The organism is Micromonospora sp. WMMD737 (assembly GCF_049179055.1).
Taxonomy (GTDB): Bacteria; Actinomycetota; Actinomycetes; order Mycobacteriales; family Micromonosporaceae; genus Micromonospora; species Micromonospora reichwaldensis.
Window position 1 is genome coordinate 6,688,856 of the sequence record NZ_JBMHMH010000001.1, and the last position, 26,210, is coordinate 6,715,065.

At 75.0% G+C, this 26,210-nt stretch carries 22 protein-coding genes and 1 riboswitch; of the genes, 14 read left to right on the forward strand and 8 right to left on the reverse strand.

The features are described from left to right. Positions 1-27: 27 nt before the first annotated feature. A complete protein-coding gene (locus ACN27A_RS29685; protein WP_421457821.1) occupies positions 28-1,335 on the forward strand; it encodes a glycosyltransferase 87 family protein in 1,308 nt (435 codons plus the stop codon). Here ACN27A_RS29685 and ACN27A_RS29690 read toward each other — a convergent pair. Beyond that, positions 1,234-1,785 carry a GNAT family N-acetyltransferase gene (locus tag ACN27A_RS29690; protein WP_421457822.1) on the reverse strand — a complete coding sequence of 184 codons (552 nt, stop codon included), beginning with the start codon at positions 1,783-1,785 and terminating at the stop codon, positions 1,234-1,236. The two genes, ACN27A_RS29685 and ACN27A_RS29690, sit on opposite strands and share 102 nt — an antisense overlap. Before the next feature lie 78 nt (positions 1,786-1,863). On the opposite strand from ACN27A_RS29690, the gene ACN27A_RS29695 reads away from it, so the two are divergent. The 5 genes from ACN27A_RS29695 (at position 1,864) to ACN27A_RS29715 (ending at position 7,830) form a co-directional block, all read left to right on the forward strand. After that, a complete protein-coding gene (locus ACN27A_RS29695; protein ID WP_421457823.1) occupies positions 1,864-3,093 on the forward strand; it encodes a winged helix-turn-helix domain-containing protein in 1,230 nt (409 codons plus the stop codon). Further along, on the forward strand, positions 3,090-3,722 hold the full coding sequence (locus tag ACN27A_RS29700; RefSeq protein ID WP_421457824.1) for a DUF2752 domain-containing protein: 633 nt from the start codon (positions 3,090-3,092) through the stop codon (positions 3,720-3,722). The genes ACN27A_RS29695 and ACN27A_RS29700 overlap by 4 nt, the downstream gene beginning before the upstream one ends. Before the next feature lie 649 nt (positions 3,723-4,371). Further along, positions 4,372-5,109, forward strand: coding sequence for an FAD-dependent thymidylate synthase (gene thyX / locus ACN27A_RS29705; protein ID WP_421458659.1), 738 nt, complete (start codon positions 4,372-4,374; stop codon positions 5,107-5,109). 53 nt (positions 5,110-5,162) lie between these two features. After that, a complete protein-coding gene (gene dapA / locus ACN27A_RS29710) occupies positions 5,163-6,089 on the forward strand; it encodes a 4-hydroxy-tetrahydrodipicolinate synthase (protein WP_421457825.1) in 927 nt (308 codons plus the stop codon). Positions 6,090-6,141: 52 nt separating this feature from the next. Then, positions 6,142-7,830, forward strand: coding sequence for a ribonuclease J (locus ACN27A_RS29715; RefSeq protein WP_132232860.1), 1,689 nt, complete (start codon positions 6,142-6,144; stop codon positions 7,828-7,830). A 174-nt stretch (positions 7,831-8,004) separates the two neighbouring features. On the opposite strand, the gene ACN27A_RS29720 is transcribed toward ACN27A_RS29715, so the two are convergent. The 4 genes from ACN27A_RS29720 to ACN27A_RS29735 form a co-directional block, all read right to left on the reverse strand. Further along, on the reverse strand, positions 8,005-9,072 hold the full coding sequence (locus ACN27A_RS29720) for a hypothetical protein (RefSeq protein WP_421457826.1): 1,068 nt from the start codon (positions 9,070-9,072) through the stop codon (positions 8,005-8,007). Positions 9,073-9,228: 156 nt separating this feature from the next. Beyond that, positions 9,229-10,062: an isocitrate lyase/PEP mutase family protein gene (locus ACN27A_RS29725; RefSeq protein WP_421457827.1), complete on the reverse strand. Its 834-nt coding sequence runs from the start codon at positions 10,060-10,062 to the stop codon at positions 9,229-9,231. Between the two features lie 82 nt (positions 10,063-10,144). Beyond that, positions 10,145-11,794, reverse strand: a complete 1,650-nt coding sequence (locus ACN27A_RS29730) for a YbjN domain-containing protein (RefSeq protein WP_421457828.1) — start codon at positions 11,792-11,794, stop codon at positions 10,145-10,147. After that, positions 11,791-12,270, reverse strand: a complete 480-nt coding sequence (locus tag ACN27A_RS29735) for a YbjN domain-containing protein (protein ID WP_421457829.1) — start codon at positions 12,268-12,270, stop codon at positions 11,791-11,793. The genes ACN27A_RS29730 and ACN27A_RS29735 overlap by 4 nt, the downstream gene beginning before the upstream one ends. Before the next feature lie 114 nt (positions 12,271-12,384). Between ACN27A_RS29735 and ACN27A_RS29740 the strand changes: the two genes are divergently transcribed. Next, entirely contained in the window at positions 12,385-14,835 is a 2,451-nt protein-coding gene (locus ACN27A_RS29740) for a DNA translocase FtsK 4TM domain-containing protein (protein ID WP_421457830.1), read from the forward strand. A 120-nt stretch (positions 14,836-14,955) separates the two neighbouring features. Here ACN27A_RS29740 and ACN27A_RS29745 read toward each other — a convergent pair whose 3' ends face one another. Both ACN27A_RS29745 and ACN27A_RS29750 read right to left on the reverse strand, forming a co-directional pair. Beyond that, entirely contained in the window at positions 14,956-15,201 is a 246-nt protein-coding gene (locus ACN27A_RS29745) for a hypothetical protein (RefSeq protein ID WP_357577375.1), read from the reverse strand. Positions 15,202-15,291: 90 nt separating this feature from the next. Beyond that, positions 15,292-15,606, reverse strand: coding sequence for a DMT family transporter (locus ACN27A_RS29750; RefSeq protein ID WP_121396023.1), 315 nt, complete (start codon positions 15,604-15,606; stop codon positions 15,292-15,294). A gap of 64 nt (positions 15,607-15,670) precedes the next feature. Further along, positions 15,671-15,736, reverse strand: a riboswitch (guanidine-III (ykkC-III) riboswitch). 88 nt (positions 15,737-15,824) lie between these two features. On the opposite strand from ACN27A_RS29750, the gene ACN27A_RS29755 reads away from it, so the two are divergent. From ACN27A_RS29755 to pspM, 7 genes are all read left to right on the forward strand, one after another. Then, a complete protein-coding gene (locus ACN27A_RS29755) occupies positions 15,825-16,748 on the forward strand; it encodes an ornithine cyclodeaminase family protein (RefSeq protein ID WP_421457831.1) in 924 nt (307 codons plus the stop codon). Positions 16,749-16,822: 74 nt separating this feature from the next. Next, positions 16,823-18,322 carry a 30S ribosomal protein S12 methylthiotransferase RimO gene (gene rimO / locus ACN27A_RS29760; RefSeq protein ID WP_421457832.1) on the forward strand — a complete coding sequence of 500 codons (1,500 nt, stop codon included), beginning with the start codon at positions 16,823-16,825 and terminating at the stop codon, positions 18,320-18,322. A 77-nt stretch (positions 18,323-18,399) separates the two neighbouring features. Continuing rightward, positions 18,400-18,993, forward strand: a complete 594-nt coding sequence (gene pgsA / locus ACN27A_RS29765) for a CDP-diacylglycerol--glycerol-3-phosphate 3-phosphatidyltransferase (protein ID WP_421457833.1) — start codon at positions 18,400-18,402, stop codon at positions 18,991-18,993. Positions 18,994-19,107: 114 nt separating this feature from the next. Further along, positions 19,108-19,695 (forward strand): CinA family protein, encoded by a 588-nt coding sequence (locus tag ACN27A_RS29770; RefSeq protein WP_421457834.1) that lies wholly within the window; start codon positions 19,108-19,110, stop codon positions 19,693-19,695. Between the two features lie 145 nt (positions 19,696-19,840). Continuing rightward, positions 19,841-20,275: a helix-turn-helix domain-containing protein gene (locus ACN27A_RS29775; RefSeq protein ID WP_151457765.1), complete on the forward strand. Its 435-nt coding sequence runs from the start codon at positions 19,841-19,843 to the stop codon at positions 20,273-20,275. A 206-nt stretch (positions 20,276-20,481) separates the two neighbouring features. Further along, positions 20,482-21,354, forward strand: coding sequence for a PspA/IM30 family protein (locus tag ACN27A_RS29780; RefSeq protein ID WP_421457835.1), 873 nt, complete (start codon positions 20,482-20,484; stop codon positions 21,352-21,354). A 23-nt stretch (positions 21,355-21,377) separates the two neighbouring features. Continuing rightward, positions 21,378-22,157: a phage shock envelope stress response protein PspM gene (gene pspM / locus ACN27A_RS29785; RefSeq protein ID WP_421457836.1), complete on the forward strand. Its 780-nt coding sequence runs from the start codon at positions 21,378-21,380 to the stop codon at positions 22,155-22,157. 161 nt (positions 22,158-22,318) lie between these two features. Here pspM and ACN27A_RS29790 read toward each other — a convergent pair whose 3' ends face one another. Beyond that, positions 22,319-25,963, reverse strand: coding sequence for a hypothetical protein (locus ACN27A_RS29790; RefSeq protein WP_421457837.1), 3,645 nt, complete (start codon positions 25,961-25,963; stop codon positions 22,319-22,321). Between the last annotated feature and the right edge of the window lie 247 nt (positions 25,964-26,210).

Sequence of the window (26,210 nt, forward strand, 5' to 3'; positions counted from 1 at the left end):
AGCCTACGCAGGGCGAGGGAGGCGATGGTGGCGCAGGGTCCCCCACGGACGATCCAGCAGGTCGTCGGCGTCGTCGCGCTCGCCGTCGCGGTGACCGCCTTCCTGTCCGTCGCGGCCGTCCGGCACGGCTTCTTCGACCTCAAGGTCTACTACGGCGCGCTGACCTGGTGGGTGCACGACGGCGGGGAGATCTACGACTTCCTCAAGCCCGGCACCCAGTACGGCTTCACGTACCCGCCCTTCGCCGCCCTGGTCATGCTGCCGATGGCGTACCTGCCGTGGTGGGCGGCGATCGCGGTGAGCGTGGCCGCCAGCGTGGTGGTCACCGCCGTGCTCTTCTGGTGGCTGATCGACCCGGTCTCCCGCCGGTCGGGCTGGACCCGCTGGTTCGCCCTCGCCGTGGCGCTCTGCCTGGCCGCCGCGTACGAGCCGATGCGCGAGACGGTCAACTTCGGCCAGGTCAACATGCTGCTGCTCTTCCTGGTCGCGATCGACCTGCTCCGGCTGCTGCCGGCCGGCAACCGGTGGGCGGGCGTGGGCATCGGGCTGGCCACCGCGATCAAGCTGACCCCGGGCATCTTCATCGTCTACCTGCTGGTCACCCGCCGCTGGCGGGCCGCGGTCACCTCGATGGCCACCGCGGCCAGTGTGACCCTGCTGGCCGCCGCGCTCTTCCCCGACGCCTCGCGGGAGTTCTGGACGGAAGCGCTGTGGAACACCGGCCGGGTGGGTGAGTTGGCGTTCGTCTCCAACCAGTCGCTGCGCGGCGTGGTCGCCCGGCTCAACCCGGAACACCCGAGCACCCTGGCCTGGCTGGCGCTGGTGCTGGCCACGCTGGCGCTGTGGGCCTGGCGCTCCCGCGCCGCCGTGGCCGCCGGCGACGAGGCGACCGGCCTGGCGCTGACGGGTGCGGTGATGTGCCTGGTCAGCCCGGTCACCTGGGTGCACCACCTGGTCTGGCTGCTGCCCGCGCTGATCCTGCTGGTGGACAACGGGATGGCCGCGCCCACCGGCAGCCGCCGGCGCCGCGTCCTGCTGGGCGCCGCGATCGTCGGGTACGGCTTCCTGATCAGCCGGATCGTCTGGGCCTGGGAGAAGGACTTCACCGGGCTCGACGGCTTCCTCGGCAGCAACACCTACGTCTGGATCAGCCTGGCGCTGCTGGCGTTCCTGCCGGTCCGGCGGGTGGGCGACACCGACCCGGTCGACCGGCCCCGGGAGGGGCCCGCCGGATCAGCCGTCGAGGAGTCCGGCGTACCGCAGCTCGACCAGCCCGACCGGCGGGCGCCCGCCGGCCAGCGGCACCGGATAGGTCGACCGCTCACCGTCCGGTGACAGCCCGGCCCGCTCGTAGAACCGGCGGGCCCGGTGGTTGGCCTCCAGGACCCAGAGCCGGTAGTCCGACCAGCCCCGGGCGACAAGCCCGTCGCGCGCCGCGGCCAGCAGCGCCCGCGCCGTGCCGTCGCCCCAGCAGTCCGGCTCGACGTACATCGCCACCACCTCGCCGTGCGCGGCGTCGAGGTCGCCACGGTCCTGGTTGTTGCGGTACGGGCCGAACGTGGTGAACCCGGCCAGCGTCCCGTCGACCTCGGCGAGCAGGGTGGTGAACGGGTGTTCCGGATCGGCGGTGCCGAGGTCCCGGCGGCGCTGCGCCCAGGCCGCGACGTTGAGCCGCCGCAGCACCTCCTCGGGCATGATCCCGGCGTAGCCGGCCTGCCAGCCGTGGATGTGCACTCGGGCGACCGCCTCGGCGTCGTCGGGCTCCTCGCGGCGGATCGTGAGCATGCGTCCGTTCTATGCCCCGGCGGGTGACGGGTCCAGCGTCCGCACCGGTGTCGTACCGGTGGATTAGGGTGCCCGACGATGGCCGCACCGGAATCGCTCTCGCTCGCCCAGGCACGTCGGGTGGCGCTCGCCGCCCAGGGCTTCGCCGACCCCGCGCCCACGGGCGTGCCCACCCGCCGGCACCTGCGTCGGGTGCTCGACCGGGTCGGGCTGATCCAGATGGACTCGGTAAACGTGCTGCAACGGGCGCACTACCTGCCGCCCTACAGCCGGCTCGGGCCCTACCCGACCGCGTTGCTCGACGACGCCGCCTACCGCCGCCCACGGGAGCTGTTCGAATACTGGGGCCACGAGGCGTCGCTGCTGCCCGTCGGGCTGCACCCGTTGCTGCGCTGGCGGATGGCCCGGTCCCGCTCGGATTCCTGGGGCGGGATGCGGCGGATCGCCGAGGAACAGCCGGGCCTGGTCGCCTGGGTACGCGACGAGGTGGCCGCCCGGGGTCCCCTCACCGCCGCCGAGATCGAGCACGACGCGCCCCGGGAGACCGGCAACTGGGGGTGGAACTGGTCGGCGGTCAAGCGGGCGCTGGAGTTCCTGTTCTGGGCGGGGGAGGTGACCGCCGCCGAGCGCACCACGTCGTTCGCCCGCCGCTACGACCTGCCGGAGCGGGTGCTGCCGGCCGCCGTGCTCGACGCGCCCACGCCGACCGACGCCGAGGCGCACCGGGCACTGATGAGGATCGCCGCGCGCTCACTCGGGGTGGCCGCCGAGCCGGAGCTGCGCGACTACTTCCGGCTGCCGGTGGCCGGCGCCCGGCAGGCCATCGCCGAGCTGGTCGAGGCGGGCGAGCTGCTGCCGGTCGCCGTGCAGGGCTGGCAGCGGCCCGCCTGGCTGCACGCCGGGGCGCGGCTGCCCCGCTGGGTGCGCGGCAACACCCTGGTCAGCCCGTTCGACCCGGTGGTCTGGGAGCGGGCCCGCGCCGAGCGCCTCTTCGACTTCAGCTACCGCATCGAGATCTACGTGCCGGCGCCGCAGCGGGTATACGGCTACTACGTGCTGCCCTTCCTCCAGGGGGAGCGCTTCACCGCCCGGGTCGACCTCAAGGCCGACCGCAAGGCCGGCGTGCTGCTGGTGCCCGCCGCCTGGGCCGAGCCGGGCGTCGACCGGGGCGAGACCGCGCTGGCGCTCGCCGCCGAGCTGCATCGCCTCGCCGGCTGGCTGGGCCTCGACGCGATGGCCCCGCCCGCCGCCGGCGACCTGGCAGTCCCGCTGGCCGCGGCGCTGGCGGGCGTGGCCGGTGTACGGTGAGCGACGTGACGAGCGTTGACGGACCGGCCTCCCCGTCGCATCCGCAGACGGGTGGGCTCGACGCCCCGCCCCAGGCGGGCCCGACTGCACCGACTGCACCGGCCGACGGGTGGCCCACGGACCAGGCGCCGCCCTATCCGGGTTCGCCCTATCCGGGGGCGGCGGCCTACCCCGTCGCCGAGCCGGACCGGCTCACCCGCTTCGTCGTCCGCCTCTACGAGCGCTCCCCGCGCTGGGCGGTCCCGCTGGCCGCGCTCGGCTGCGTCGCCGCCGGCATCGGCTACGCGCTGATCAGCGACCCCACCCGCTCGGCGCCCGACGCCGCGCCGAGCTGCCTGCTCAAGCTCACCACGGGGCTGGACTGCCCGGGCTGCGGCGGCACCCGCGCGCTCTGGTACGTGCTGCACGCCGACCTGCCGGCCGCCGCCCGGCACCACTTCCTCTTCGTCTTCGCGCTGCCCTTCCTGGCCTACCTCTTCGTCGCGTGGGCCGGGAAGCAGGCGTTCGGCTGGCGCCTGCCCGAGCTGCGGATCAGCTCCCGGGTGATCGGCGTCTTCCTGGCCGCCTGGCTGGCCTTCACGATCCTGCGCAACCTGCCCTGGGCACCCTTCACCTCCCTCTACGTCTGACCCCGCCCGTTCCCGGCTGGGTCTGACCCGCCCGTTCCCGGGCCGCGCGTGGCGCGTCGGTGGGATCGCGGCGTTGGTGGCCGTCAGCGTGCCGGCCGGGTCGCGGGCCTGCGGGATTGCTGGCCGGCTGCTGTCGAGCTGCCCCGTCCACGGGACCGCGTGCGGTGCCTGGGTGGGTCCGGCGGCTGTGTGGGGATGGCTTTGTTGTCGCTGTCGAGCTGCCCCGTCCATGGGACCACCCGGGGGCTTGCCGGAGGGACCGCTCGAACGGAGCTGTGCCCTCATCCGTGGGGCAGCTCGACAGCGCGGCGAGTAGCTCCCCAGACCGTCCGCGCCCTGCCCTGCCCTGCCCGGCCCCGTCCGCGGCCTGGCCCCGTCTGCGCCCGGCCCAGCGCAGCGCCCTGCCCGGCCCGTCCCGCCCAGCTTCGCCCGGCCCCGTCCGCGCCCGGCCCCGTCCCCGGCCCGGCCCCGCGCAGCGCGAGGCGCCCGTTCACTGCTGCGCGGGTGTGCCGAGCACCGAGATATTGGACACCCGCCGACCCGGGTGGACCCGCACCCGACCACTATTCGCAGCTCAAGGACCGTTCGGCCGGCGAGCCCGGCTTTTCCCCGCGACCGCCGGGCCACTACAGTCCCAGGAATGCCGGAGATGGTGCAGCCCCAGGTCAAGCTCGTCGCGTGGACGCACTTCGAGGCCCCCGACGACGTGCCGTGGTCGACCGACGCCGAGGGCGGCCAGGCGCTCGCGGAGTTCGCCGGCCGGGCCTGCTACCAGAGCTGGAAGAAGCCGAACCCGGCCACCGCCACCAACGCCGGTTACCTCGCACACATCCTGGAGGTCGGCCACCTGAGCGTGCTGGAGCACGGCTCGGTCAGCTTCTACTTCAGCGGGGTCTCCCGCTCGTTCACCCACGAGCTGATCCGGCACCGGCACTTCTCGTACTCCCAGCTCTCCCAGCGGTACGTGCCGGAGCGCGACGCCGCCATGGTCGAGCCCTCGGTGATCGCCGACGACCCGGAGCTGCACAAGAAGTTCGTGGCGGCGGCCGAGGCGAGCGTGCGCGCGTACAACGAGCTGCTGGAGGGGCTGGAGCGGCGCTTCGCCGACGTGGAGAACGCCACGCTGCGGCGCAAGCAGGCCCGGCAGGCGGCCCGCGCCGTGCTGCCCAACGCCACCGAGACGCGCATCGTGGTGACCGGCAACTACCGGGCCTGGCGGCACTTCATCGCCATGCGCGCGACGGAGCACGCCGACGTGGAGATCCGCGAGCTGGCGGTGGAGTGCCTGCGGCAGCTCCAGGGCGTCGCCCCGAACGTCTTCGCCGACTTCGTCATCTCGGCCCTGCCCGACGGCACCGAGGTCGCGGCGAGCCCGCACGCCGAGTGAGTCCTGAGGGCTTCCCCGGCGGGGCGCCGGTGGTCGTCCGCTAGGTTGGTGGCATGACGCACGACCACCCTGACACGCCCGCCCGAGCGGTGTCCCGCCCCTTCGGGCGAGTGCTCACGGCCATGGTGACCCCGTTCACCGCCGACGGCTCGCTCGACCTCGACGGCGCCGCGCGGCTCGCCAGCTACCTGGTCGACGAGCAGGGCAACGACGCGCTGGTGGTCAACGGCACCACCGGCGAGTCGCCGACCACCACCGAGGCCGAGAAGGAACAGCTGATCCGGGCCGTGGTGGAGGCCGTCGGTGACCGCGCCAAGGTCGTGGCCGGGGTCGGCACCAACGACACCCGGCACACCATCGAGCTCTCCACGACCGCCGAGAAGGCGGGCGCGCACGGCCTGCTCGTGGTGACGCCCTACTACAACAAGCCGCCGCAGAGCGGCCTGCTGCGGCACTTCACCGCCGTGGCGGACGCCACCGGGCTGCCGGTGATGCTCTACGACATCCCGCACCGGGCGGGCGTGCCGATCGACACCGAGACGATGGTGCGCCTGGCCGAACACGCCCGGATCGTCGCGGTGAAGGACGCCAAGGGCGACCTGACCGCCACGAGCTGGGTCACCAGCCGGACGAACCTCGCCTTCTACAGCGGCGAGGACGCACTCACCCTGCCCGCGCTGGCCGTGGGCGGCGTGGGCGTGGTCGGCACCTCGACCCACTTCACCGGCGCGCTCACCAAGCAGATGATCGAGGCGTACGACGCGGGGGACACCGCCACCGCGCTGAGCCTGCACCGGCGGCTGCTGCCGCTGTTCACCGGCATCTTCCGTACCCAGGGCGTGATCCTGGTGAAGGCGGGCCTGGCGGCTGCCGGGAAGCCCGCCGGGCCGGTGCGTCTGCCGCTGGTCGGGGCGACCGACGACGAGATCGCCCAGCTCCGCGCCGACAGCGCGGCGGCGGGCCTGGAACTGCCCGAATGACCGAACGACACGACGGACGCCGAGTGACGGCGTCGCAGAATGAGGTGGACGCGTGACCGAGGCGCACTTCGAGACGGAACTGCCCCCGCCGCTGCCGGAGGGTGGGCTGCGGATCATCCCGCTCGGCGGGCTCGGCGCCATCGGTCGCAACATGACCGTCTTCGAGTACGACGGCAAGCTGCTGGTGGTCGACTGCGGGGTGCTCTTCCCCGACGTGGAGCAGCCCGGGGTCGACCTGATCCTGCCCGACTTCGGTCCGATCCTGGACCGGCTCGACGACGTCCAGGCGATCGTGCTGACCCACGGCCACGAGGACCACATCGGCGCGGTGCCCTACCTGCTCGCGCACAAGCCCGACATCCCGCTGGTCGGCTCCCAGTTCACCCTCGCCCTGGTCGAGGCGAAGCTGGCCGAGCGGCGGATCCAGCCCTACACGCTGACCGTTCGGGAGGGGGGCCGGGAGCGGCTCGGCCCGTTCGAGTGCGAGTTCTTCGCGGTCAACCACTCGATCCCCGACGCGCTCGCGGTCGCCATCCGCACCCCCGCCGGCCTGGTGCTGCACACCGGCGACTTCAAGATGGACCAGCTCCCGTTGGACGGCCGGATCACCGACCTGGCCGGGTTCGCCCGGCTCGGCGCCGAGGGCGTGGACCTGCTGCTCTCGGACTCCACCAACGCGGAGATCCCCGGCTTCGTCACCCCCGAGCGGGAGATCGGGCCGGTGCTCGACTCGATCTTCGCGAAGGCCAAGGGGCGGATCATCGTCGCCTCCTTCGCCTCGCACGTGCACCGGGTGCAGCAGGTGTTCGACTCCGCCGCCGAGCACGGTCGCAAGGTCGCCCTCATCGGCCGGTCCATGGTCCGCAACATGGGCATCGCCCGCGACCTGGGGCTGCTCAACATCCCGTCCGGGCTGGTCGTCGGGCTGGAAGAGGCGACGAACATGCCGCCCGAGCAGATCGTGCTGATGTCCACCGGTTCGCAGGGCGAGCCGATGAGCGCCCTGGGCCGGATGGCCAGCGGCGACCACCGGCACATCACCATCGCCCCCGGCGACACCGTGGTGCTCGCCTCCTCGCTGGTGCCCGGCAACGAGACCTCGGTCTACCGGGTGATCAACCGGCTGGCCCGGGCCGGCGCCGTGGTGGTGCACAAGGACGTGGCCAAGGTGCACGTCTCCGGCCACGCCCCCGCCGGCGAGCTGCTCTACCTGCTCAACGTGGTCCGTCCCAGCAACCTGATGCCGGTGCACGGCGAGTGGCGGCACCTGCGCGCGCACGCCCGCCTCGGCATCGAGTCCGGCGTCGCCCCCGACCGGGTGGTGCTCTGCGAGGACGGCGACGTCGTCGACCTCGTCGAGGGCCGGGCCAGCCTGGTCGGGCACGTGAAGAGCCGCTACGTCTACGTCGACGGCCTCGCCGTCGGCGACGTCAGCGAGTCGCTGCTCACGGAGCGCCGGATCCTCGGCGACGGCGGGTTCATCGCCACCACCGTGGTGGTCGACTCGGTGACCGGCAAGGTGGTGGGCGGCCCGACCCTGTCGGCGAAGGGCTTCTCCGAGGACCCGGAGGCGTTCAGCCCGGTGATCCCGCTGGTCACCGAGGCACTGAACCGGGCGGCCTCCGACGGCATCACCGATCCGCACCAGCTCCAGCAGATCGTCCGGCGCACCGTGGGACGGTGGGTGAACGACGCGTACCGCCGTCGGCCCATGATCGTCCCGACCGTCGTCGAGGTCTGACCCCGCGCCGCCGCGACGCCCGCCCGCACCCCGTGTGCCGGCGGGCGTCGCCGTGCGGCGGGCCGGCCCGGCGGCTCACCCCGCGGCACCGCGACCGGCCGGTCGCCGACATCCCCGTGCACGTCGGCGACCGACCCGGAGCCCGACCGGGGGCCGGCCCCCGGTCAGCGGAGCTCAGTGGCGGCCGAGCCGGCGGCGCAGCAGTAGCAGCAGGCCGGCCCCGAGGGCCAGCAGCGCCGCACCGAACAGGGCGTACGTGGTGCCGGCCGGACCGGTGCGGGGCAGCCCGGCCCCGTCCCCGGCGGGCGTCGTCGCGGCCGACGTGGCGCTCGGCGTCGACGTGGCGCTCGGGGTCGCCGCCGGCGGAGTCGTCGGGGCCCCGCCCCCCGTACCGCCCGGCACGGGCACGGTGACCGAGGTGTCCTTGTTGGTGTACCGGTTGGTGGGCGCGAGATACAGGCGGATGCTTCCCGCCCTCTCGCTGACGGCGAGGCGGATCTGCACCGTGTCCGTGGCGCCCGCCTTCAGCGCGCCGGACCGGATGATCTCGCACCCCTCGCCGGCCAGCCGACCGCTGTCCGAGCACAGCGGCCAGATCACCTGCACACCCTTCGGGGGGACGAGATTCAGCGAGTAGCCGCCGAGGGCGAAGGTGCCGGTGTTGCGTACCCGGACCGTCAGCCCCATCGACGCGTCGACGACCGGGCTGGCGGTGGCCCGCAGCCGCAGCGACGTCCGGTCCGGCCAGTTGACGCGGAAGTCCGTGGGGCCCTCCGTGCCACCGGCGGCGTCCCGGCCGGCGACGGACCCCCAGCTGCTCACGCCGAAGACCGGCTCGGCCGCCGTCGCCCGCAGTGCCAGCCGGTACTCCTGCCGGCCACCGGCCGGCACCTGCGTGCCACCGCAGACCCAGGTCTGGGGCGATCCGGCGCCACGGCAGTCGCCACCCGAGGTCACGGTCAGCCCGGACGGCAGGCGCAGGACGAAGAAGCCCTTCGCCGCCGCCTTTCCGACGTTGCTGACAAGGACCTCCAGGGGTCCCGCCGGGTGCCACGGGTCGCCGCTGAGGAAGACCAGATCCGGCCGGGCGACGATGGTCGGCCCGTCGGCCGTGGTCGGGGTGGGTGTGGGGTCGTGCGCCGACGCGGGCGGGGCGGGGGCGGCCAGTGCCAACGGGGCGGGGGCCGCCAGGGCGAGCAGGGCGGTGGCCGCCACGGCGCCGGCGCGGAACGGATGCGTCATCGTGAACTCCCGGGATTCGGTGTGGGTGATGGAGAGACCACCCGGACCGACCTCCGGTTGCACGGTGTCGGAAGCCCGTCAGGGCGGCTCCGCGTACCCGACGGCCGTGTCCACGGTCGTGTCGAGCAGGCCGGCGATGTCGCCGGCCGGCCCGCGTCAGGCCAGCAGCGCGTTCAACTCGCCGTAGCTCATCGCGCCGGCCAGCGAGTCGTACGACCCGGAGCGCAGCGCCTCCGTGGCGGCCCGGCGGACCAGCCCGTACGCGGCCTCGGCGAGCGCCGAGCCGAGGCTGACCCGGGCCACCCCCAGCCCTGCCAGCGTGGTGACGGGGAGCCCACCTGGCCCGGTGAGCACGTTGACCGGCCCCTCGATGCCGGCGACCAGCGCGGCGATGGTCTCGGCGTCGGCCACGCCCGGCACGAAGATCCCGTCCGCGCCCGCCGCCCGGTACGCGACCGCGCGGCGCAGCGTCTCCGCCAGCCGGTCCGCCGGGTCGCCCACCGCCCGCAGGAACACGTCGGTGCGGGCGTTGACGAAGAGCCGCACCCCCGCCGCGTCCGCAGCCTCCCGGGCGGCCCGGATCCGGGCGCACTGTTCGTCGACCGGGCGCAGCGGGGACGTCCCGGCCGGCGCGGCGTCCTCGATGTTCACGCCGACCGCGCCGGCGGCCAGCACCCCGGTCACGGTGTGGGCGACCCCGGCCGGGTCGGCGGCGTACCCGCTCTCGATGTCCGCGGTGACCGGGACCGTGACGGCGGCGGCGACGCGGGCGACCACCGCCAGGGCGCGCCCGCGGTCCAGTTCGTCCCCGTCCGGGGCGCCCAGGCTCCACGAGACGCCGGCGCTGGTGGTGGCGACCGCCGCCGCGCCGCAGTCGGCCACGATCCGGGCGCTCGCCACGTCCCAGGCGTTGGGCAGGACGAGCGGGGAGCCGGGGCGGTGCAGGGAGTGCAGGAGCAGGGCGGTGCGCTTGTGGTGCGTCGTCGTCATGGGTGCCAGTCCAGCAGGGCGGCAGGAGATCGTCCGGCGGGTTTCGGACCTCACCGGTGGGCCGCCGCCCGGCCCGACGAGGTCAGGGCAGGGCGGCGACCGCCTCGGCGTACGCGACGCCGGTGTCCACGGCCGCGTCGAGCAGGACGGTGAGCTGGGCCGGGGCCACCCCGTGCGCCAGGTCGGTGGCGACGTGGCCGGCCAGCAGCAGCTCGCCCTCCCGCTCGTGCACGTACGCCTTCGGCAGCAGCCGGTCGTGGTTCCAGGCGTTGCAGAAGGCGTACGCCTCCGCGAGCCGGTCGGCCGGCAGCCGGCGGTTCGCCACGGACCGGGCCTGGAGGATCTCGCCCCGCTCGCCGGCGCGCCGGAACTGGATCAGCGCCTCGCCCCACCGGCCCGTGACGGCGCCACGGTCGTCCACCGCGTACCGGTCCCCGCGCCGGTCCAGCTCGGCGGTGATCATCGCCAGGCTCAGCGGGCGTGGCTCCCCGTCCGGCAGGACGTCGTCGGGCGGGTCGTCGGCGTGGTCGTCCGCGGCGTCGTCGGGCGGCAGGGGCACCGGTGCGGCGGCCGGCCGTTCGGCCAGCCAGGACGCGATCCGGCCGGACTGGTGGCCGGTGCCGTTGCGGGCGTCGAAGCTGCCGGCCAGCGCGGTGGCCACCCCGAGCAGGGTGGCGCCCAGCGTGGCCACGTCGAGCTCGGCGGCCGGCCGCACCCCGTACGCCGGGCGGTGCACCGTCCGCCCGCCGAGCCCGGCCTCCACGGCGAGGGCGCAGACCAGCGCACCGGCGGCGGCGAACTCCATCGCGGACAGGTCGTCGTGCGGCCGGTCCAGCCGGGGCAGCTGCTCGGCGAGGACGTCGACGCCCCGGGCGGGGTGCCCAGCCAGCGCGCACCACCGCAGGTGCGTGGCGAGCAGCGGGAAGGCGGCCCGCTCCCGCCGGTGCCGCCGGTATGCCCGCACGTGCGCCTCGGCCGCCCGCTCCGGCTGGCCGGTCCGCAGCCAGGACAGCAGCCCGGCGACCAGCGTCCGCTCCGGCTGCTCGGTGCAGTCGACGCCGCCATGCGCGGAGTCCGGCAGGGCGGCCAGGGCGGCCCGGTGGTCGCCCCAGCCGGCGAGCAGTTCCGCCCGTCGGGCCACCGCGCAGTCCGGGCAGCCGCCGACCGGCCCCGTTCCGGCGGTCGACCAGCGGTCGTACCATCGCCGGGCGGTGGGCTCGTCGCCGAGGTGGTCGGCGATGCGGCAGCGCAGCTCGGCGACCACCGCCGGGTCGTCGGCGGCGCGCGCGGCGAGGTCGTCCAGCATGGCCCGGGCCTGGTCCAGCCCGACCCGGGGCGAGCCGAGCAGGGCCTCGACCGCGTACCGCCGGTAGCGCCGCAGCGGCTCGGCCTGGTCTGCCGCCAGCAGGTCGGGGCGGCGCTCCACCGTGGCGAGGCAGCGGCGCACCGGCTCGACCAGCCGCCACCGCTGCCCGTGCAGGAGGTACGCCTCGATGAGCGCGAACCGGGCCGCCAGCGCCGTCCGGTCGTCGCCCGTGGCGTCGGCGTGCGCGGCGATGCGTTCCAGCTCGGTGCTGCGGGCCTCGCCGTCGGGGGTGTCGCGGGCGTCGGCGAGCGCTCCGGCCAGCGCGGGGTCGGGTCCCCGGCCCCCGCGCCGCAGCCCGCTCCACCAGCCGGGCAGCCCGAACGGGTCGAGGCCGCGACCGGCCAGGTCCCCGCCGCGGCCCGTCACGCCACCACCCCACCGGGCAGCCGGGCCACCTCGGTGGCGAGCTGGCAGCCGGTGGCGATGCCGCAGTCGAGCAGCTGGTCGAGCTGGTGCGCGGTGACGCCACGTTCCAGGTCGGTGATGACCTCGCCGCAGATCCGGGCCCGCCCGTCGTCCTCGACGTGCACGAACGCCTTCGGCCAGAGCCGGTCGTGGTTCCACGCGTTGCAGAAGGCGTGCAGCGCCGGCACGTACTCGATGGGGAACGCCGGCGCGGTCAGGGTGCGGATCTGGAGCAGCTCGCCGTTGGCGCCGGGGCGCAGGAACCAGATCAAGCTGTCGTCCCAGCGGCCGACCAGGTCGCCGTCGGCGTCGGCCTGGACGCGGTATCCCCGGCTGTGCAGCACGGCGGCGATCAGCTCGCCGGTCAGCGGTTCCAGCGCCCCCGGGTGCCCGGCCAGGTGGCCGTCCCGACCGTCCTCGGTTCCCGGCGACGACATGGGGGCAACCCTTCTGAGGCAGATATCACGTGACGCGGCGGGGCCCGCGCTGCGACACGCGGACACGACCCGGAAAGGCGGCGATCTGCCGGGTCACGCCATTAGGTTGATGCTATGGCGGGCCGTACCTCTCAGGCGAGCCGGCGACGCGGCGCGTCGCCGCGTGGCACCACGAACAGTCGTGCCCGTCAGCCGGCGAAGAAGACCGCCCGCGCGGCGGCCCGGCGGCGGCCGGCGGCCCGGTCCGGCCCGGGTCCGATGGTCGGGCAGGCGGTCCGCACACTGTGGATGGGGATGGCGCACGGCCTCGGCTGGGCGTTCCGGCAGGCCGGCTCCGCCCGGGGGCTCGACCCGGAGCAGCGCCGCGACGGCGCGGGCCTGCTGGTCTTCGGCCTCGCCCTGCTCAGCGCGGTGGCCCTCTGGTTCTCCGGCGCCGGCCCGGTCGGCGCGCGGCTGGCCGACACCTTCCGGCTCTTCCTCGGCGCGATCTCGGTCGTGGTGCCGGTCCTGCTGATGATCGGCGCGTGGCGGCTGATGCGCGAGCCCGTCGATCCCGAGCACCGCGGCCGGGGCCTGGTCGGCTGGACGTCCATGCTGGTCGCCACCGCCGCGATGCTGCACATCGGACAGGACCCGGCCGACGCGGGCCAGCGCGACTTCGCCGGCGGCCTGGTCGGCGCCGGCGTCGGCAGCCTGATGGAGCGGGCGGTCACCGCCTGGGTGGCCGTGCCGCTGCTGATCCTGCTGCTGGTCTTCGGCCTGCTGGTGGTCACCGCGACCCCGATCAACAAGGTCCCGGAGCGGCTCGGCCTGCTGTTCGGCACCCGGATCGCCCCGCCGGTGGTGGAGGAGGAGACGGACGAGGCGCCCGCCCGGCCGGCGCCCCGTAAGCGCGCGGCGAAGCGGGCGGCCCCGCCGCCGCCCGACCCGGCGGAGTTCGACGACGACCTCGACGGGGTGGACCTCCAGGAGACCCTGGTGCTGCCCCGCAAGCCCCCGGGCAGGGTGCCGGCCACCCGCAAGCCGGCGGAGCCGCCGGAGCACTCGCCCGCCCCGACGCGGGCCGAGCAGCTCGCGCTGACCGGGCTGGCGGGCGACTACACGCTGCCGCCGGCGAACATCCTCGGCAGCGGCGCGGCCCCGAAGTCCCGGAGCAAGGCCAACGACGAGGTGATCGTCGCGCTCACCGGCGTCTTCGAGCAGTTCGGCGTGGACGCGGCCGTCACCGGGTTCACCCGCGGGCCCACCGTCACCCGCTACGAGGTGGAGCTGGGCCCGGGCGTAAAGGTCGAGCGGATCACCCAGCTCTCCCGCAACATCGCGTACGCGGTGAAGTCGCCGGACGTGCGGATCCTCAGCCCGATCCCGGGCAAGAGCGCGGTCGGGGTGGAGATCCCGAACACCGACCCGGAGAACGTGGCGCTCGGCGACGTGCTGCGGTCGCGGGCCGCCACCAGTGATCACCACCCGATGGTGGTGGCGCTCGGCAAGGACATCGAGGGCGGCTACGTGGTGGCCAACCTCGCCAAGATGCCGCACATCCTGATCGCCGGCGCGACGGGCGCGGGCAAGTCGTCCTGCCTGAACTCGCTGCTGGTGTCCATCCTCACCCGGGCCACGCCGGACGAGGTGCGGCTGCTGCTGATCGACCCGAAGCGGGTCGAGATGACGGGCTACGAGGGCATCCCGCACCTGGTCACCCCGATCGTGACCAACGCGAAGAAGGCGGCCGACTCGCTGGAGTGGGTCGTCCGCGAGATGGACATGCGCTACGACGACCTCGCCGCCAACGGGGTCCGGCACATCGACGACTTCAACCGCAAGGTGCGCAACGGCGAGATCAAGGCGCCGCCGGGCAGCGAGCGGGAGATGCGCCCGTACCCGTACCTGCTGGTGATCGTGGACGAGCTGGCCGACCTGATGATGGTCGCCCCACGCGACGTGGAGGACTCGGTCGTCCGGATCACCCAGCTCGCCCGCGCGGCCGGCATCCACCTGGTGCTGGCCACCCAACGCCCGTCGGTCGACGTGGTCACCGGCCTGATCAAGGCCAACGTGCCGTCCCGCCTGGCGTTCGCCACCTCCTCGCTGGCGGACTCGCGGGTCATCCTCGACCAGCCGGGCGCGGAGAAGCTGCTGGGCCGAGGCGACGGCCTGTTCCTGCCGATGGGCGCCTCGAAGCCGATCCGGATCCAGGGCGCCTGGGTGACCGAGCGCGAGATCGCCGACGTGGTGAAGTTCTGCAAGGACCAGCGCGAGCCGGAGTTCCGCCCGGACGTGCTCGTCGCGCCGGACGCCGGCAAGAAGAAGATCGACGAGGAGATCGGCGACGACCTCGACCTGCTGGTGCAGGCGGTCGAGCTGGTGGTCACCTCGCAGTTCGGCTCGACCTCGATGCTCCAGCGCAAGCTGCGGGTCGGCTTCGCCAAGGCGGGGCGGCTGATGGACCTCATGGAGACCCGGGGCGTGGTCGGCCCGTCGGAGGGGTCCAAGGCCCGGGACGTGCTGGTCAAGCCGGACGAGCTGGAGGAGGTCCTGGTCGGCCTGCGCGGCGGCGAGGACTAGGACCCCCGGCGACACACGCGACGGACCCGCCGGCCAGTCACGCGACGGACCCGCTGTCCACACACGCGACGGGCCCGCCGGCACGCCGGCGGGCCCGGTCTCCGCTGGGGGAGCGGTGGGTCAGTTGTTGACGAGCGCGTTGATGATCAGCAGGCTGATCACGATGGCGGCCACGTTGGCGGCGGCGGCGTACCAGCCGAGCGGCTTGTCACCGAGCACGGCGCCGACGATGCCCAGGACCAGCCCGATCACGCCGAAGATGAGCGGGTTGAGCAGGAGCGCGAGGACCGCGAACACGAAGCCCACGATGGTGCAGATGCGGGCGGCGTTGGTGCGCGGGCGGGCGGTCGAGTGCATGTTGGCCATGTCTGCCTCCGTGGGTGAGAGCCTTTCCGATGCCAGGCACAGCTCTACCCACTGTGGTCGTCCGTCACGCCTCGCCCCTGTGGACGCCGGTCAGTGGAAGACCTTCAGGCCGACGACGCCGGCGACCACCAGCAGCAGGCAGGCTATCCGGGGCAGGCTGGCCGGCTCGTTCAGCGCGAGCATCCCGACCAGGGCGGTGCCGACCGCCCCGATGCCGACCCAGACGACGTAGCCGGTGCCGACCGGGATCTCGCGCAGCGCGTACGCCAGGCCGGCCATGCTGAGCACCAGGGTCACCACGAAGACCAGCGACGGGACGAGCCGCGTGAAGCCGGCGCTGCGGTCGAGGGCGATCGCCCACGCGGTCTCGAGAAGTCCGGAGATCACCAGCACGATCCAGGCCATGGAACATCACCTCTGCGTAGGCGCCCGGACCAGCGGGCCGGGAGGAGTGGGTTCGGTACACACACGCGGGGCGTCTTGGCCTGACCGGGTACGCCCACCACTCGTCCGGGGCGACCTGGGGCCGCCACGACCGACGGTAGCACCGGCCGGGGGCTTCCGGGGTGAGCCGGGCCACCACGGGTTGACGTGAACCTCACTTCAACTTGCAGTATCGGGGTATGCCGCTGCTCTTCTCCGATCCCGAGGTCGCCGCCGCGCTGGACGCCCCCACCACGGTCGCCGCGATGCGGGACGCCCTGCTCGCCGCGTACGCCGGCCGCCTGGTGGCCCCGCCCCGGGCCGCCGCGCCGCTGGGCGGGGGACGGATGGTGCTCACCGCCGGCCACCTCACCGGCGAGTGGTACGGCTACCGCTCGTACGACACGTTCGGGCACCCGGAGAGCGAGCAGGTGGTCGTGCTGCACGACGGGCGCACCGGGGCGGTCCGGGCGGTGGCGGTCGGGGAGGAACTGGGCTCCCGGCGTACCGGCGGGCTCGGTGGGGTCGCCGTGGCCGCCCTGGCCCGGCCGGACGCCGCCACCCTGGGCGTGATCGGCTCCGGCGGGCAGGCGTGGACCCAGGTCTGGGCCGCCGCCGCCGTCCGCCCGCTGCGCGAGGTCACCGTGCACAGCCGCTCCGTCGCCCGGCGGGAGTCGTTCGCCGCCCGGGTCCGCGCCGAGCTAGGCGTGCCGGCGCGGGCGGTGGACTCGGCGCGGGCCGCCGTCCGGGACCGCGACGTCGTGGTGCTCGCCACCACCGCCGTCGGCCCCGTGCTCGACGCCGCCGACCTGGCCCCCGGCACCCACGTCAACGCGGTCGGCTTCAAGCAGGTCGACCGGCACGAGTTCGGCACCGACCTGCTGGACGCCGCCGACCTCCTGGTCACCGACTCGCCGGCGCAGGCGGCCGCGTACGACCCGCCGATGCTGGCGACGCTGCCCGCGTACGCCGGGCGGTTGCGCGACCTGGGCGCGGTGCTGGCCGGCGCCGTCCCCGGCCGGACCGGCGCGGACCAGGTCTCGGTCTTCTGCTCGACCGGCCTGGCCGGCACGGAGGTCTTCCTGCTCGACCGGCTGGTCGGGGTGGGCGCGGCGGCGGTCTGAGCGGGCCGCGGCCGCCGGGAGCGTGCGGGCGGCCCGCCGTTGGCGGCCGCCGGTCGCGCGCCCGGTACCCTCGGATGGTGTCTGCCACCTCCCCTTCCCCCGCCGACGGCCGCCGTGTCGCCCTGCTGACCCTGGGCTGTGCCCGCAACGAGGTCGACTCGGAGGAGCTGGCCGCCCGGCTGCACGCCGACGGCTGGCAGGTCACCACCGACGGCGAGGGCGCCGACGTGGTGGTCGTGAACACGTGCGGCTTCGTGGAGAAGGCGAAGCAGGACTCCATCCAGACCCTGCTGGCCGCCGCCGACACCGGCGCCAAGGTGGTCGCCGCCGGCTGCATGGCCGAGCGGTACGGCCGCGAGCTGGCCGACAGCCTCCCCGAGGCGCAGGCGGTGCTGAGCTTCGACGACTACCCGGACATCGCCGCCCGGCTGGACGCGGTGGTGGCCGGCGAGCGGATCGGCGCGCACACGCCGCGCGACCGGCGCGAGCTGCTGCCCCTCACCCCCGTCTCCCGGCGGGACAGCGGGGTGTCGCTGCCCGGCCACGGCACCCCGGTGCGGGGCGTCACCGAGACCGACGAGCACACCCCGGCCCACCTGCGCCAGGTGCTGCGCCACCGGCTCGACACCGGCCCGGTCGCCTCGCTCAAGCTGGCCAGCGGCTGCGACCGGCGCTGCGCGTTCTGCGCCATCCCCGCCTTCCGCGGCGCCTTCGTCTCCCGTACGCCGGACGAGCTGCTCGCCGAGGCGGAGTGGCTGGCCAAGACCGGCGTCCGCGAGCTGGTGCTGGTCAGCGAGAACTCCACCTCCTACGGCAAGGACCTGGGCGACCCCCGGGCGCTGGAGAAGCTGCTGCCCCAGCTCGCCGCGATCGACGGCATCGTCCGGGTGCGGGCGAGCTACCTCCAGCCGGCCGAGACCCGGCCCGGGCTGGTCGAGGCGATCGCCACCACGCCCGGCGTGGCGCCCTACTTCGACCTGTCGTTCCAGCACTCCAGCGAGCCGGTGCTGCGCCGGATGCGCCGTTTCGGCTCCACCGAGCGGTTCCTGGAGCTGCTGGCGAGCGCCCGCGCGCTGGCCCCGGACGCGGGCGCGCGGAGCAACTTCATCGTCGGCTTCCCGGGCGAGACCCGTGGCGACTACCAGGAGCTGGTCCGGTTCCTGACCGAGGCGCGGCTCGACGCGATCGGGGTGTTCGACTACAGCGACGAGGACGGCACCGAGGCCGCCGGGCTGTCCGGCAAGGTCTCCGCCGCCACGGTCAAGCGCCGCTACGACAAGCTCAGCGCGCTCGCCGACGAGCTCTGCTCGCAGCGCGCCGAGGAGCGCCTGGGCTCCACGGTCGAGGTGCTTGTCGACTCGGTCGAGGACGGCGTGGTCGAGGGGCGGGCGGCCCACCAGGCGCCCGAGGTCGACGGCTCGACCACCCTCGTCGCCCCGGCCGACGGCGGGGTCGACCTGGCCGCGCTGCGCCCGGGTGACCTGGTGCGGGCGACGGTGACCAGCACCGAGGGAGTGGACCTGGTGGCGGTCCCGGATGAGATGATCTCGGCGGCGCCCGGCGCAACACGGTGACGGCGGGCCCGGACGGAGCGGGGGAGCCACGTGGTGGGGTGCCAGGTACGCCACGGCCGCCGGAGCGGGGCGCGGCGATGACCGGGGCGACGGAATCGACGCCCGCGCCGGTGGTGGCCGGCGTGCCGGTGATGAACGCGGCCAACGCGCTCACCGCGCTGCGGCTGGTCCTGGTGCCGGTCTTCGCGGCGTCCGTGGTCGCCTCCGCCATGGACCACGCCGGCTGGCGGATGGTCGCCTGCCTGATCTTCGCCGTCGCCTCGGCGACCGACCTCGTGGACGGCTGGATCGCCCGCCGGTTCGCCCTGGTCACCTCGGTGGGCAAGGTCGCCGACCCGATCGCCGACAAGGCGCTCACCGGTGCGGCGCTGCTGCTGCTCTCCTGGTACGACCAGCTGCCCTGGTGGGTGACCGCCGTGATCCTCGTCCGCGAGCTGGGCATCACCGCGCTGCGCTTCTGGGTGATCCGCCACGGCGTGATCGCGGCCAGCCGGGGCGGCAAGATCAAGACTGCGCTCCAGATCCTGGCCATCACGTGGTACCTGTGGCCCATGCCGGCCGTGCTCGCCGCCGTCGGCCCGTGGATCATGGTTGCCGCGGTCGGCGTCACGGTGGTCACCGGCTTCGACTACGTCGCGCAGGCCCTCCGGCTGCGCCGCCCGGCCGCCTGACCCGGCGCCCGTACCGTCCGCACTCTTCCGCCCCGGCCCCGCCCTCTCCCGCCCGGAGCCGCGCCCGTCGGGAAGGATGAGTAGGGCCGACGGGGCGGGGAAAGGATCCGGGACATGGACAGTGACGCTGACGGAACGCGGCCGGCCGGGAGCCCGGCGGCCGGCGTGGTGCACAGCCTCTCGGAACGGCACGAGACCCTGGCCACCGTCGAGTCGCTCACGGGCGGCCTGCTGGCCGCCTCGATCGTGGAGATCGCCGGGGTGAGCGGGATCTACCGGGGCGGCCTGGTGGTCTACGCCACCGAGCTCAAGTCGCTGCTCGCCGACGTACCGGAGGACCTGCTTGCCGACCGGGGGCCGGTCGACCCGGACGTGGCGGTGGCCCTCGCCGAGGGCGGCCGGCGCCGCTGCGGGGCCGACTGGGGCCTGGCCACCACCGGGGTGGCCGGTCCCGAACCGCAGGACGGCAAGCCGGTCGGGCTGGTCTACGTCGCGGTGGCCGGGCCGTCCGGCACCGAGGTCCGGCAGCTCGACCTGGACGGCGGTCGCGACCACGTCCGCTCGGCCGCGGTCGTCGAGGCGTTGCGGCTGCTCGCCGCGCGGATCCACCAGACCGACGCCGCCGCGGCGGCGGCGTCCGACGGCCGGGCGGCCGGGGCCGACGGCGGGCGGACCGACGCGGCCGGCGCGGGCCGCCGCTGACGGCCTTCTGAGGATCCGAGGGGCGGGGTGGGATGTCGTGGGGGCCCGCAACGGGTACGGTTGCGGGAAGGCTCCGACGACCGGTCCGGCTCGACGTGCCGGACGGGCCGCCTGGAAGAGTGGTGTCCCTCAGGGGGAGGTGCGAATGGTCCTGCTACGCCGCGTGATCGGTGACGCACTGCGGGCGCGCCGGCAGGGGCAGCACCGCACCCTGCGCGAGGTCTCCTCCGCCGCCAACGTCAGCCTCGGCTACCTCTCCGAGATCGAACGCGGCCAGAAGGAGCCCTCCAGCGAGCTGCTGGCCGCGATCTGCGACGCCCTCGGTGCGCGCCTGTCCGAGCTGCTGCGTGAGGTCAGCGACACCGTCGCCCTCGCCGAGCAGATGCCCGGCGTGCTGGTGCCGGTGCAGGACGAGCCGGCCGCGCCAGTCACCGTCCGCAGGAGCACGGGTCGGGGCGTGCACCAGGTCAGCTCGGACGGCACGGTCGCCGTGCAGGTCCGCCAGGACTCCCCGCTCAAGGCCACCCTGCGCAGCTCCCGGGTCCGGGGCAGCGAGCGCGACGTGGTCTGCGCCGCCTGATCCACCCCCTCTTTCTCGCCACGTGGTCGGCCTCGACGCCGCCGCGTACCCTTGATCGCGGACGGCGTCGGCGCTCGCTTCGCTCGCCGGTACGGATGCCCCCGTGGCGTCCGGCTGGGACGATGGAGCCACTGCCGCGCCGGAGCCGGCCGGGAGCACCCGGCGCGGTCCAGGCGGAGCGACGCTACTGAGGGGACAACGCAAAGATGGCGAACCCGTTCGTCAAGGGGTGGAAGTACCTGATGGCGCTCTTCGGCGCCAGGATCGACGAGCACGCCGATCCGAAGGTGCAGATCCAGCAGGCCATCGAGGAGGCCCAGCGCCAGCACCAGGCGCTGGTCCAGCAGGCCGCAGCCGTGATCGGCAACCAGCGGCAGCTGGAGATGAAGCTGTCCCGTCAGATGTCCGAGGTCGAGCGGTTGCAGGCCAACGCCCGCCAGGCACTGGTCCTCGCCGACCAGGCCCGCGCCCGGGGCGACGAGACCGAGGCCGGTCGCTACGAGCAGTCCGCGCAGACCCTGGCCACCCAGCTGGTCTCGGCCGAGCAGGCCACGGAGGACCTCAAGACCCTGCACGACCAGGCGCTCGGCGCCGCCGCCCAGGCCCGCCGGGCGGTCGAGAACAACTCGATGATCCTCCAGCAGAAGCTCGCCGAGCGCACCAAGCTGCTCAGCCAGCTGGAGCAGGCCAAGATGCAGGAGAGCGTGGCCCGCTCGCTGGAGTCGATGTCGTCGCTGACCGCCCCCGCCAACACGCCCTCGCTCGACGAGGTGCGCGACCGCATCGAGCAGCGGTACGCCACGGCCATGGGCCGCGCGGAACTGGCCGGCAACTCCGTCGAGGGCCGCATGCTGGAGATCCAGAAGTCGACCCTGGACGCGGCCGGCTCCTCCCGGCTGGAGCAGATCCGGTCGAGCATGGCCGGCGAGCAGCTCGGCGGCAAGCAGGAACGACCGGGTGTGGAGCAGGCCCAGCCCGCCGCACCGGCCGCCGACCCGGCGGCCGCCGCCCGGCTGAACGAGATCCGGGCCAGCATGGGCCGGGAACGTGGCACCGGAGACACCACCGCCGCCGGCTGAGCGGCCGGGTCGAGGAGGCAGAGGTGGCAGACGAGCGCACGCGGTACTTCCGGCGCCTGAGCCGGTTGCGGCGGTCCGCGCGCCGGTGGAGCGTCACGGCCGGCGGCCTGGGCGGCGCCGCCGCCGTGCTGACCCCGTACGCCGGGCTGGGGCTGCCCGACGCGGCCTGGGCGGCCGGGGCGGGCGGCGCGCTGGTGCTCGCCGCCTGGCGCTGGGTCGACCTGCGGGCGCTGGCCGCCCGGCCGGCACCACCGGCGCTCGACCCGGCCGAGGCCGCCGCCCGGTCCCGCGCCAGGCTGGTCGCCGCCGTGGAGCGGCTCCCCGTCGGCCCCGGCGTGCTGGCCGAGGTCCGCCGGGTGCGTTCCCGGGTGGCGCTGCGCGGCACCAGCGCCGCCGAGCCGTGGGCCCGGCTGGACCGGGCCGCGTTGGCCCTCGCCGGGATGACCGGCCGGCTCACGGGGCTCGCCTCGCCGGCCGTGCTGGAGGCCGCCGAGGCCGACCGGTCGCTGCGGGACCTCGCCGACCGGGTGGCCAGCGTCGAGCGCACGCTGCGGCTTGCCCCGGCCGAGTCCCGGCCGGCGCTGGCCGAGGCGCACCGGGCCCTGAGCGCGCAGCTGGAGCAGGGCGTCACCGCGTACGAGCGGCTCGTCGTGGCCGCTGCCGGCTACGTCGCCGGGGAAGCCCACCCCGACGCCGCGCACCCGGCCGCCTCCCGGCTCACCGAGGCGACCGACCTGCTGCACGGCGTCGCCACGGCCCTGACCGAACTCCGCGGCGTCGGCGCCCCCCTCCGCACCCCCTGACCCCGCCCCACCCCGCCCCACCCCGCCCCACCCCGCCCCTCCCGCCCCTCCCGCGCGGTCGATCATGCAGTTGTGGTGCCGGATCGGCACCTTTTCAGGTGCTTTGCACCCCGCCACAACTGCATGATCGACGCGGGCCCGGGGGCGGGGGCGGGGAGGGGTCAGGGGGGTGTGGTTACCGGGACCGGGCCGGTGAACGGGGAACTGCCGACGACGTTGAACGACCGGATCCGGTAGTGGTAGGTGACGCCGCGCGCCAGCCCGGTGTTGGTGAAGCCCCGGCCGGTGACGGTGAAGGTCGCCACCTCCCGGCTGAACGCCGGGTCCAGCGCCCGCTGCACGATGAACCCCGCGCCCGGTGCGGCCGGCGTGCTCGCCGCCCAGGCGAGGATGACCGTCGCCGTGTCCGGCCCGGGTGCCGTCGCGGTGGCGGTCACCCCCGTGGGTGGGCCCGGCGCCGGCGGGGTGGTCGCCCGGGCCACCGTCGACCAGGCCGACGCGGCGCCGAGATAGGTGGTCCGCACCCGGTAGTAGTAGGTGGTGTCGGGGGCGACGGCGATGTCGAGATGGTTGTCGCCGACGCCGATCGCGGTGGTGCCCGGCCCGCTGCTGAACGTCGGGTTGGTGGCCCGCTGCACGTCGATCCCGGTCGCGAAGGAGCGGTTGGCCCAGCGCAGCGCGATCCGCAGCGGCGCGGCCGGCGGGATCGCCGCGGTCAGCCCGGCCGGCGCGGCGAGGTGCACCGAGGCCGGCACGCTGTTGGACCACGTGGAGCAGCTCACCGCGTTCTCCGCCCGGATCCGGTAGTGGTAGGTCACCCCGGGGGTGACGCTGGCGTCGGTGTAGCGGGTCGCCGTGGCCGCCACGGTGATCGCCGTGAGGCCCTCCGTGAAGGCGGCGTCCGTGGCCCGCTGGAGCAGGTGGCTGGTGGCCGCTGGCCGGCTCCCGTTGCCCGTCCAGGTCAGCGCGATCGCGGGCAGCGCGGTGGCCGAGCCGGGGGCGGGGGTCGCGGTCAGCCCGGTCGGTGCCCGGGGCGACACCCGCAGCACCAGCGGCCGGATCATGCCCTGGTCCCGGTGGCCGCCGAGCTGGCTGTGCCAGTGGTACTCCCAACCGAGGTTGACGAGCTGGTTCACCACGACCGCGGGTCGGCCGTCGACCGGGCTGACCGGGGTCGAGCCGGTCCGGGCGCCCGCCGGCCGTAGCGGGTCGAGCAGCCGTACGCTGTCGCCGATCTTGAACGGCAGGGGCGGCGCGACCGGCCGGAGCGCGACGATCACGTCCTCGCGCGGGTCGACCCGGACGACCTGCTTCCAGCCCCGCTCCGCCGGGTGCGGCGGCCGGGTGGCGCCGTCCCAGCCGACCCGGCCGACCAGCTGCACGTCGCAGCCGGTGAACCGCACCGGCTGGGTTTGCCGGCTGTTGCCGCGGATCCGCCAGAGCTGGGTGCCGTCGCCGGGCCCGCCCACCGCGACGGCCGGATCGCTGACGTGCAGCACCTCCGTGGCCGGGTCGGTCGGACCGAGCGGCAGGACGGTGGGGGAGAGCGGCCCGGCGTGCGGGTGCCCGACGCCGAGCCGGCCGACGAGCCGGCCGTGGTCCGGTTCGAAGACCTGCTGCACCGCCTTGACCTCCAGCGGCAGCAGCACCGGGGCGGCGGCGCCGGCCGGGACGAAGCTGACCGTCGCGGCGTGCACCGGGACCACCGTGTCGCGCGCGGTCCGGGTGCCGAACGCCACGTCGTACGCCGGCTGCGGCACGATCGGCGGGCGCTGGCTGGCCGCGTACGCCTCGGGCAGGCGCTCGCGCAGCCGGGCCAGGTCGTACGGCGGCGCCGGGGTGCCGACGACCCGGAACTGGAGCAGGGTGCGGGTGTTCGGCCCGTACCCGGGGCGGGTCGGCGGCGCGCCGCCCTCGGCGCCGCGGTCCGGGGCGCCGGTGAAGTGGTCGGCACGCGGGTCGAAGCCGGGCAGCGGGGCCGGGCAGTCGTTGTAGAGGATCAGCGTGCCGCCGGGTGCGACGGTGGAGAAGTCGACGAGCACGTCGGCCGCCTCCCCCGGGGCGAGCAGCAGCGCGTGCGCGTCGACGTTGAGCACGGTCGGGTCGCGCCGGTCGTACCGGTAGCTCACCGGCCGGTTCGGCACGACCACCGGCGCGGGCAGCAGGCCGCACTCGTTGCCGATCTGGACGAGCTCCGGGCCGGCGGCACGCGGGTCCGGCACCCCGCCGTCGCGCCCGTCCGTCGGCCAGCCGGCGGGCCGCTCCGGCGCGCGTACCGCCTCCACCATCGGCACCTCGCCGGCGTCGGCGTCGGCCAGAGCGCCATCCGGGTCCCACATCGGTCCGTCCGAGCGGGCCCGGTAGAGCTGGAGGTTCAGGCCGCGGTCCAGGCAGGCGTTGAGGATGCGGAACCGGTACGTCCTCGGCTCGACCTCCAGGTACGGGTACGCGATCCCGTTGACCAGCACGGTGTCGCCGAACGCGTCCGGCACCGCCGACGGGTGCGGGACGCCGGGCGCGAGCGGCGGCTCGTCGGGGTCGGCGACGGGATCGTGGTGCGGGTTCGGCACGGGCTCCGCCCGGTGCCGCGTACCGCCGTGCTCCCGCTGCCCGACGTCGTCGCCCGTACGCGACCACGGGCCGTAGTCCCACCGGCCGGTCGGGTTCGTCCCGTCGGCCCGGTGCGGGTTCTGCCGGGGCTGGTAGACGTGCGGGTGCCAGAGGCTGCCCAGGGAGCCCCAGCGGTCCCGGTCCCACGTCGGGTCCTCCCCGGCGAGCTGGGCGTCCTCCGGCACGAACGTCTTGTCCTCGATCACCAGGGGCAACTGGTCGGCGGGGAGCACCCCGTCGGCGACGAGCCGCTCCTCGGCGGGGTCGGTGAGCAGGTAGAGGGCGACCTGGCCGGAGTAGACGGTGAGCCGGGCCAGGCCGACGGTGTTGTCGTGGAACCAGCACAGCCGCCCGCTCTGCTCGTTCGGGTAGTAGAGCGTGGTCGCGCCCGCGCCGGGCGGCGGCATGTCGGGCACGTGGGTCAGGCCGGGCCCCGTCGGGTAGGGCGTGATCTCGCCGGCCGGCGTCACCCACTGCCAGGGGTTGCCGGCGCTGGTCCAGCCGGTGTGCGCGCCCGCCAGCCGCAGCACCGCCCGGTTCTGCGGGTAGGGCGCCGGGCCGTCGAGCGGGCCGGCCCCGGCGCCGTCGACGGTCGGGTCGACCGGCAGGAAGAGCTCGCCGGAGCGGCCGGTGGGGAGCTGGTTGATGAACTTGACCCGGACCGGCCGGCCGCGCCGGGCCAGGATCAGCGGGCCGAGGTGCCAGGGGCGCCCCGCCGGTGCGACCGTGTTGTGCCCGTGGGCGTCCGTGCCGAGGTTGAGCTGCCGGTAGCCGCGCAGCCGGGTCGCCGGCAGGTCCCGGTGCAGCCGCTGCGCGTACTGCTCCAGGCCGATCTCGTAGTAGTCGCAGCCCGGATAGCTGACGGTGTCCGGCACCGCCACCGGCAGATGGGCGCCGAGCTCGGTGCGGCCGAGCGCGCCGGGGCGGGGCAGCGCGTCGACGAACTTGCGGATGCCGGTGCCGGGCAGCACGCAGCCGTCGGCGTCGACGACCGGCAGCGGGCTGCGGGCCTGGTTCGGCAGCGGACCGAAGTAGCGCGGCACGGCGGCCGGGTCGAGGCTGGCCGGCGCGGCGACCGGCTCGGCCGCGCGCCGGGCTGCCGGCACGGGACCCGCCCCGGTCGCGTCGGCGTCGTGCTCGGCACGGGCGCTCGCCCGCTCCGCCCACGGGATCCGGAGTCTGCGGAACAGCTCCATGGCTCTCCCCGGTGTCCGGGCGCGGCGGGCACCACGTCGGCGTGGCGGACCGGTCGCGCGTCGCTGACGATGCGTGAGGAGTCAACCGCAGCATGCGACCTCGACGGCGGTGTTAGGAAGTACCCAATCGTCCGTATCTGTGGCAAGGACGCGACTCGCCGCCCTGCCGGCGGAGTGTCCCGCCCGACACGCCGACCGGGTGGCTGCGGGCGGCTACCCGCCATGCGCGAGGCAGGACACGCGCGGT

What these genes read in the sequence shown, in the direction of transcription:
- ACN27A_RS29735 (WP_421457829.1), bottom strand. Translation starts at nt 12,270, where the DNA reads ATGTCGTCGCCGGGAACCGAGGACGGTCGGGACGGCCACCTGGCCGGG.
- ACN27A_RS29740 (WP_421457830.1), top strand. Translation starts at nt 12,385, where the DNA reads ATGGCGGGCCGTACCTCTCAGGCGAGCCGGCGACGCGGCGCGTCGCCG.
- ACN27A_RS29775 (WP_151457765.1), top strand. Translation starts at nt 19,841, where the DNA reads ATGGTCCTGCTACGCCGCGTGATCGGTGACGCACTGCGGGCGCGCCGG.
- ACN27A_RS29690 (WP_421457822.1), bottom strand. Translation starts at nt 1,785, where the DNA reads ATGCTCACGATCCGCCGCGAGGAGCCCGACGACGCCGAGGCGGTCGCC.
- ACN27A_RS29745 (WP_357577375.1), bottom strand. Translation starts at nt 15,201, where the DNA reads ATGGCCAACATGCACTCGACCGCCCGCCCGCGCACCAACGCCGCCCGC.
- rimO (WP_421457832.1), top strand. Translation starts at nt 16,823, where the DNA reads ATGGTGTCTGCCACCTCCCCTTCCCCCGCCGACGGCCGCCGTGTCGCC.
- ACN27A_RS29770 (WP_421457834.1), top strand. Translation starts at nt 19,108, where the DNA reads ATGGACAGTGACGCTGACGGAACGCGGCCGGCCGGGAGCCCGGCGGCC.
- ACN27A_RS29720 (WP_421457826.1), bottom strand. Translation starts at nt 9,072, where the DNA reads ATGACGCATCCGTTCCGCGCCGGCGCCGTGGCGGCCACCGCCCTGCTC.
- thyX (WP_421458659.1), top strand. Translation starts at nt 4,372, where the DNA reads ATGGTGCAGCCCCAGGTCAAGCTCGTCGCGTGGACGCACTTCGAGGCC.
- ACN27A_RS29780 (WP_421457835.1), top strand. Translation starts at nt 20,482, where the DNA reads ATGGCGAACCCGTTCGTCAAGGGGTGGAAGTACCTGATGGCGCTCTTC.
- ACN27A_RS29755 (WP_421457831.1), top strand. Translation starts at nt 15,825, where the DNA reads ATGCCGCTGCTCTTCTCCGATCCCGAGGTCGCCGCCGCGCTGGACGCC.
- ACN27A_RS29695 (WP_421457823.1), top strand. Translation starts at nt 1,864, where the DNA reads ATGGCCGCACCGGAATCGCTCTCGCTCGCCCAGGCACGTCGGGTGGCG.
- ACN27A_RS29750 (WP_121396023.1), bottom strand. Translation starts at nt 15,606, where the DNA reads ATGGCCTGGATCGTGCTGGTGATCTCCGGACTTCTCGAGACCGCGTGG.
- ACN27A_RS29725 (WP_421457827.1), bottom strand. Translation starts at nt 10,062, where the DNA reads ATGACGACGACGCACCACAAGCGCACCGCCCTGCTCCTGCACTCCCTG.
- ACN27A_RS29790 (WP_421457837.1), bottom strand. Translation starts at nt 25,963, where the DNA reads ATGGAGCTGTTCCGCAGACTCCGGATCCCGTGGGCGGAGCGGGCGAGC.
- pgsA (WP_421457833.1), top strand. Translation starts at nt 18,400, where the DNA reads ATGACCGGGGCGACGGAATCGACGCCCGCGCCGGTGGTGGCCGGCGTG.
- dapA (WP_421457825.1), top strand. Translation starts at nt 5,163, where the DNA reads ATGACGCACGACCACCCTGACACGCCCGCCCGAGCGGTGTCCCGCCCC.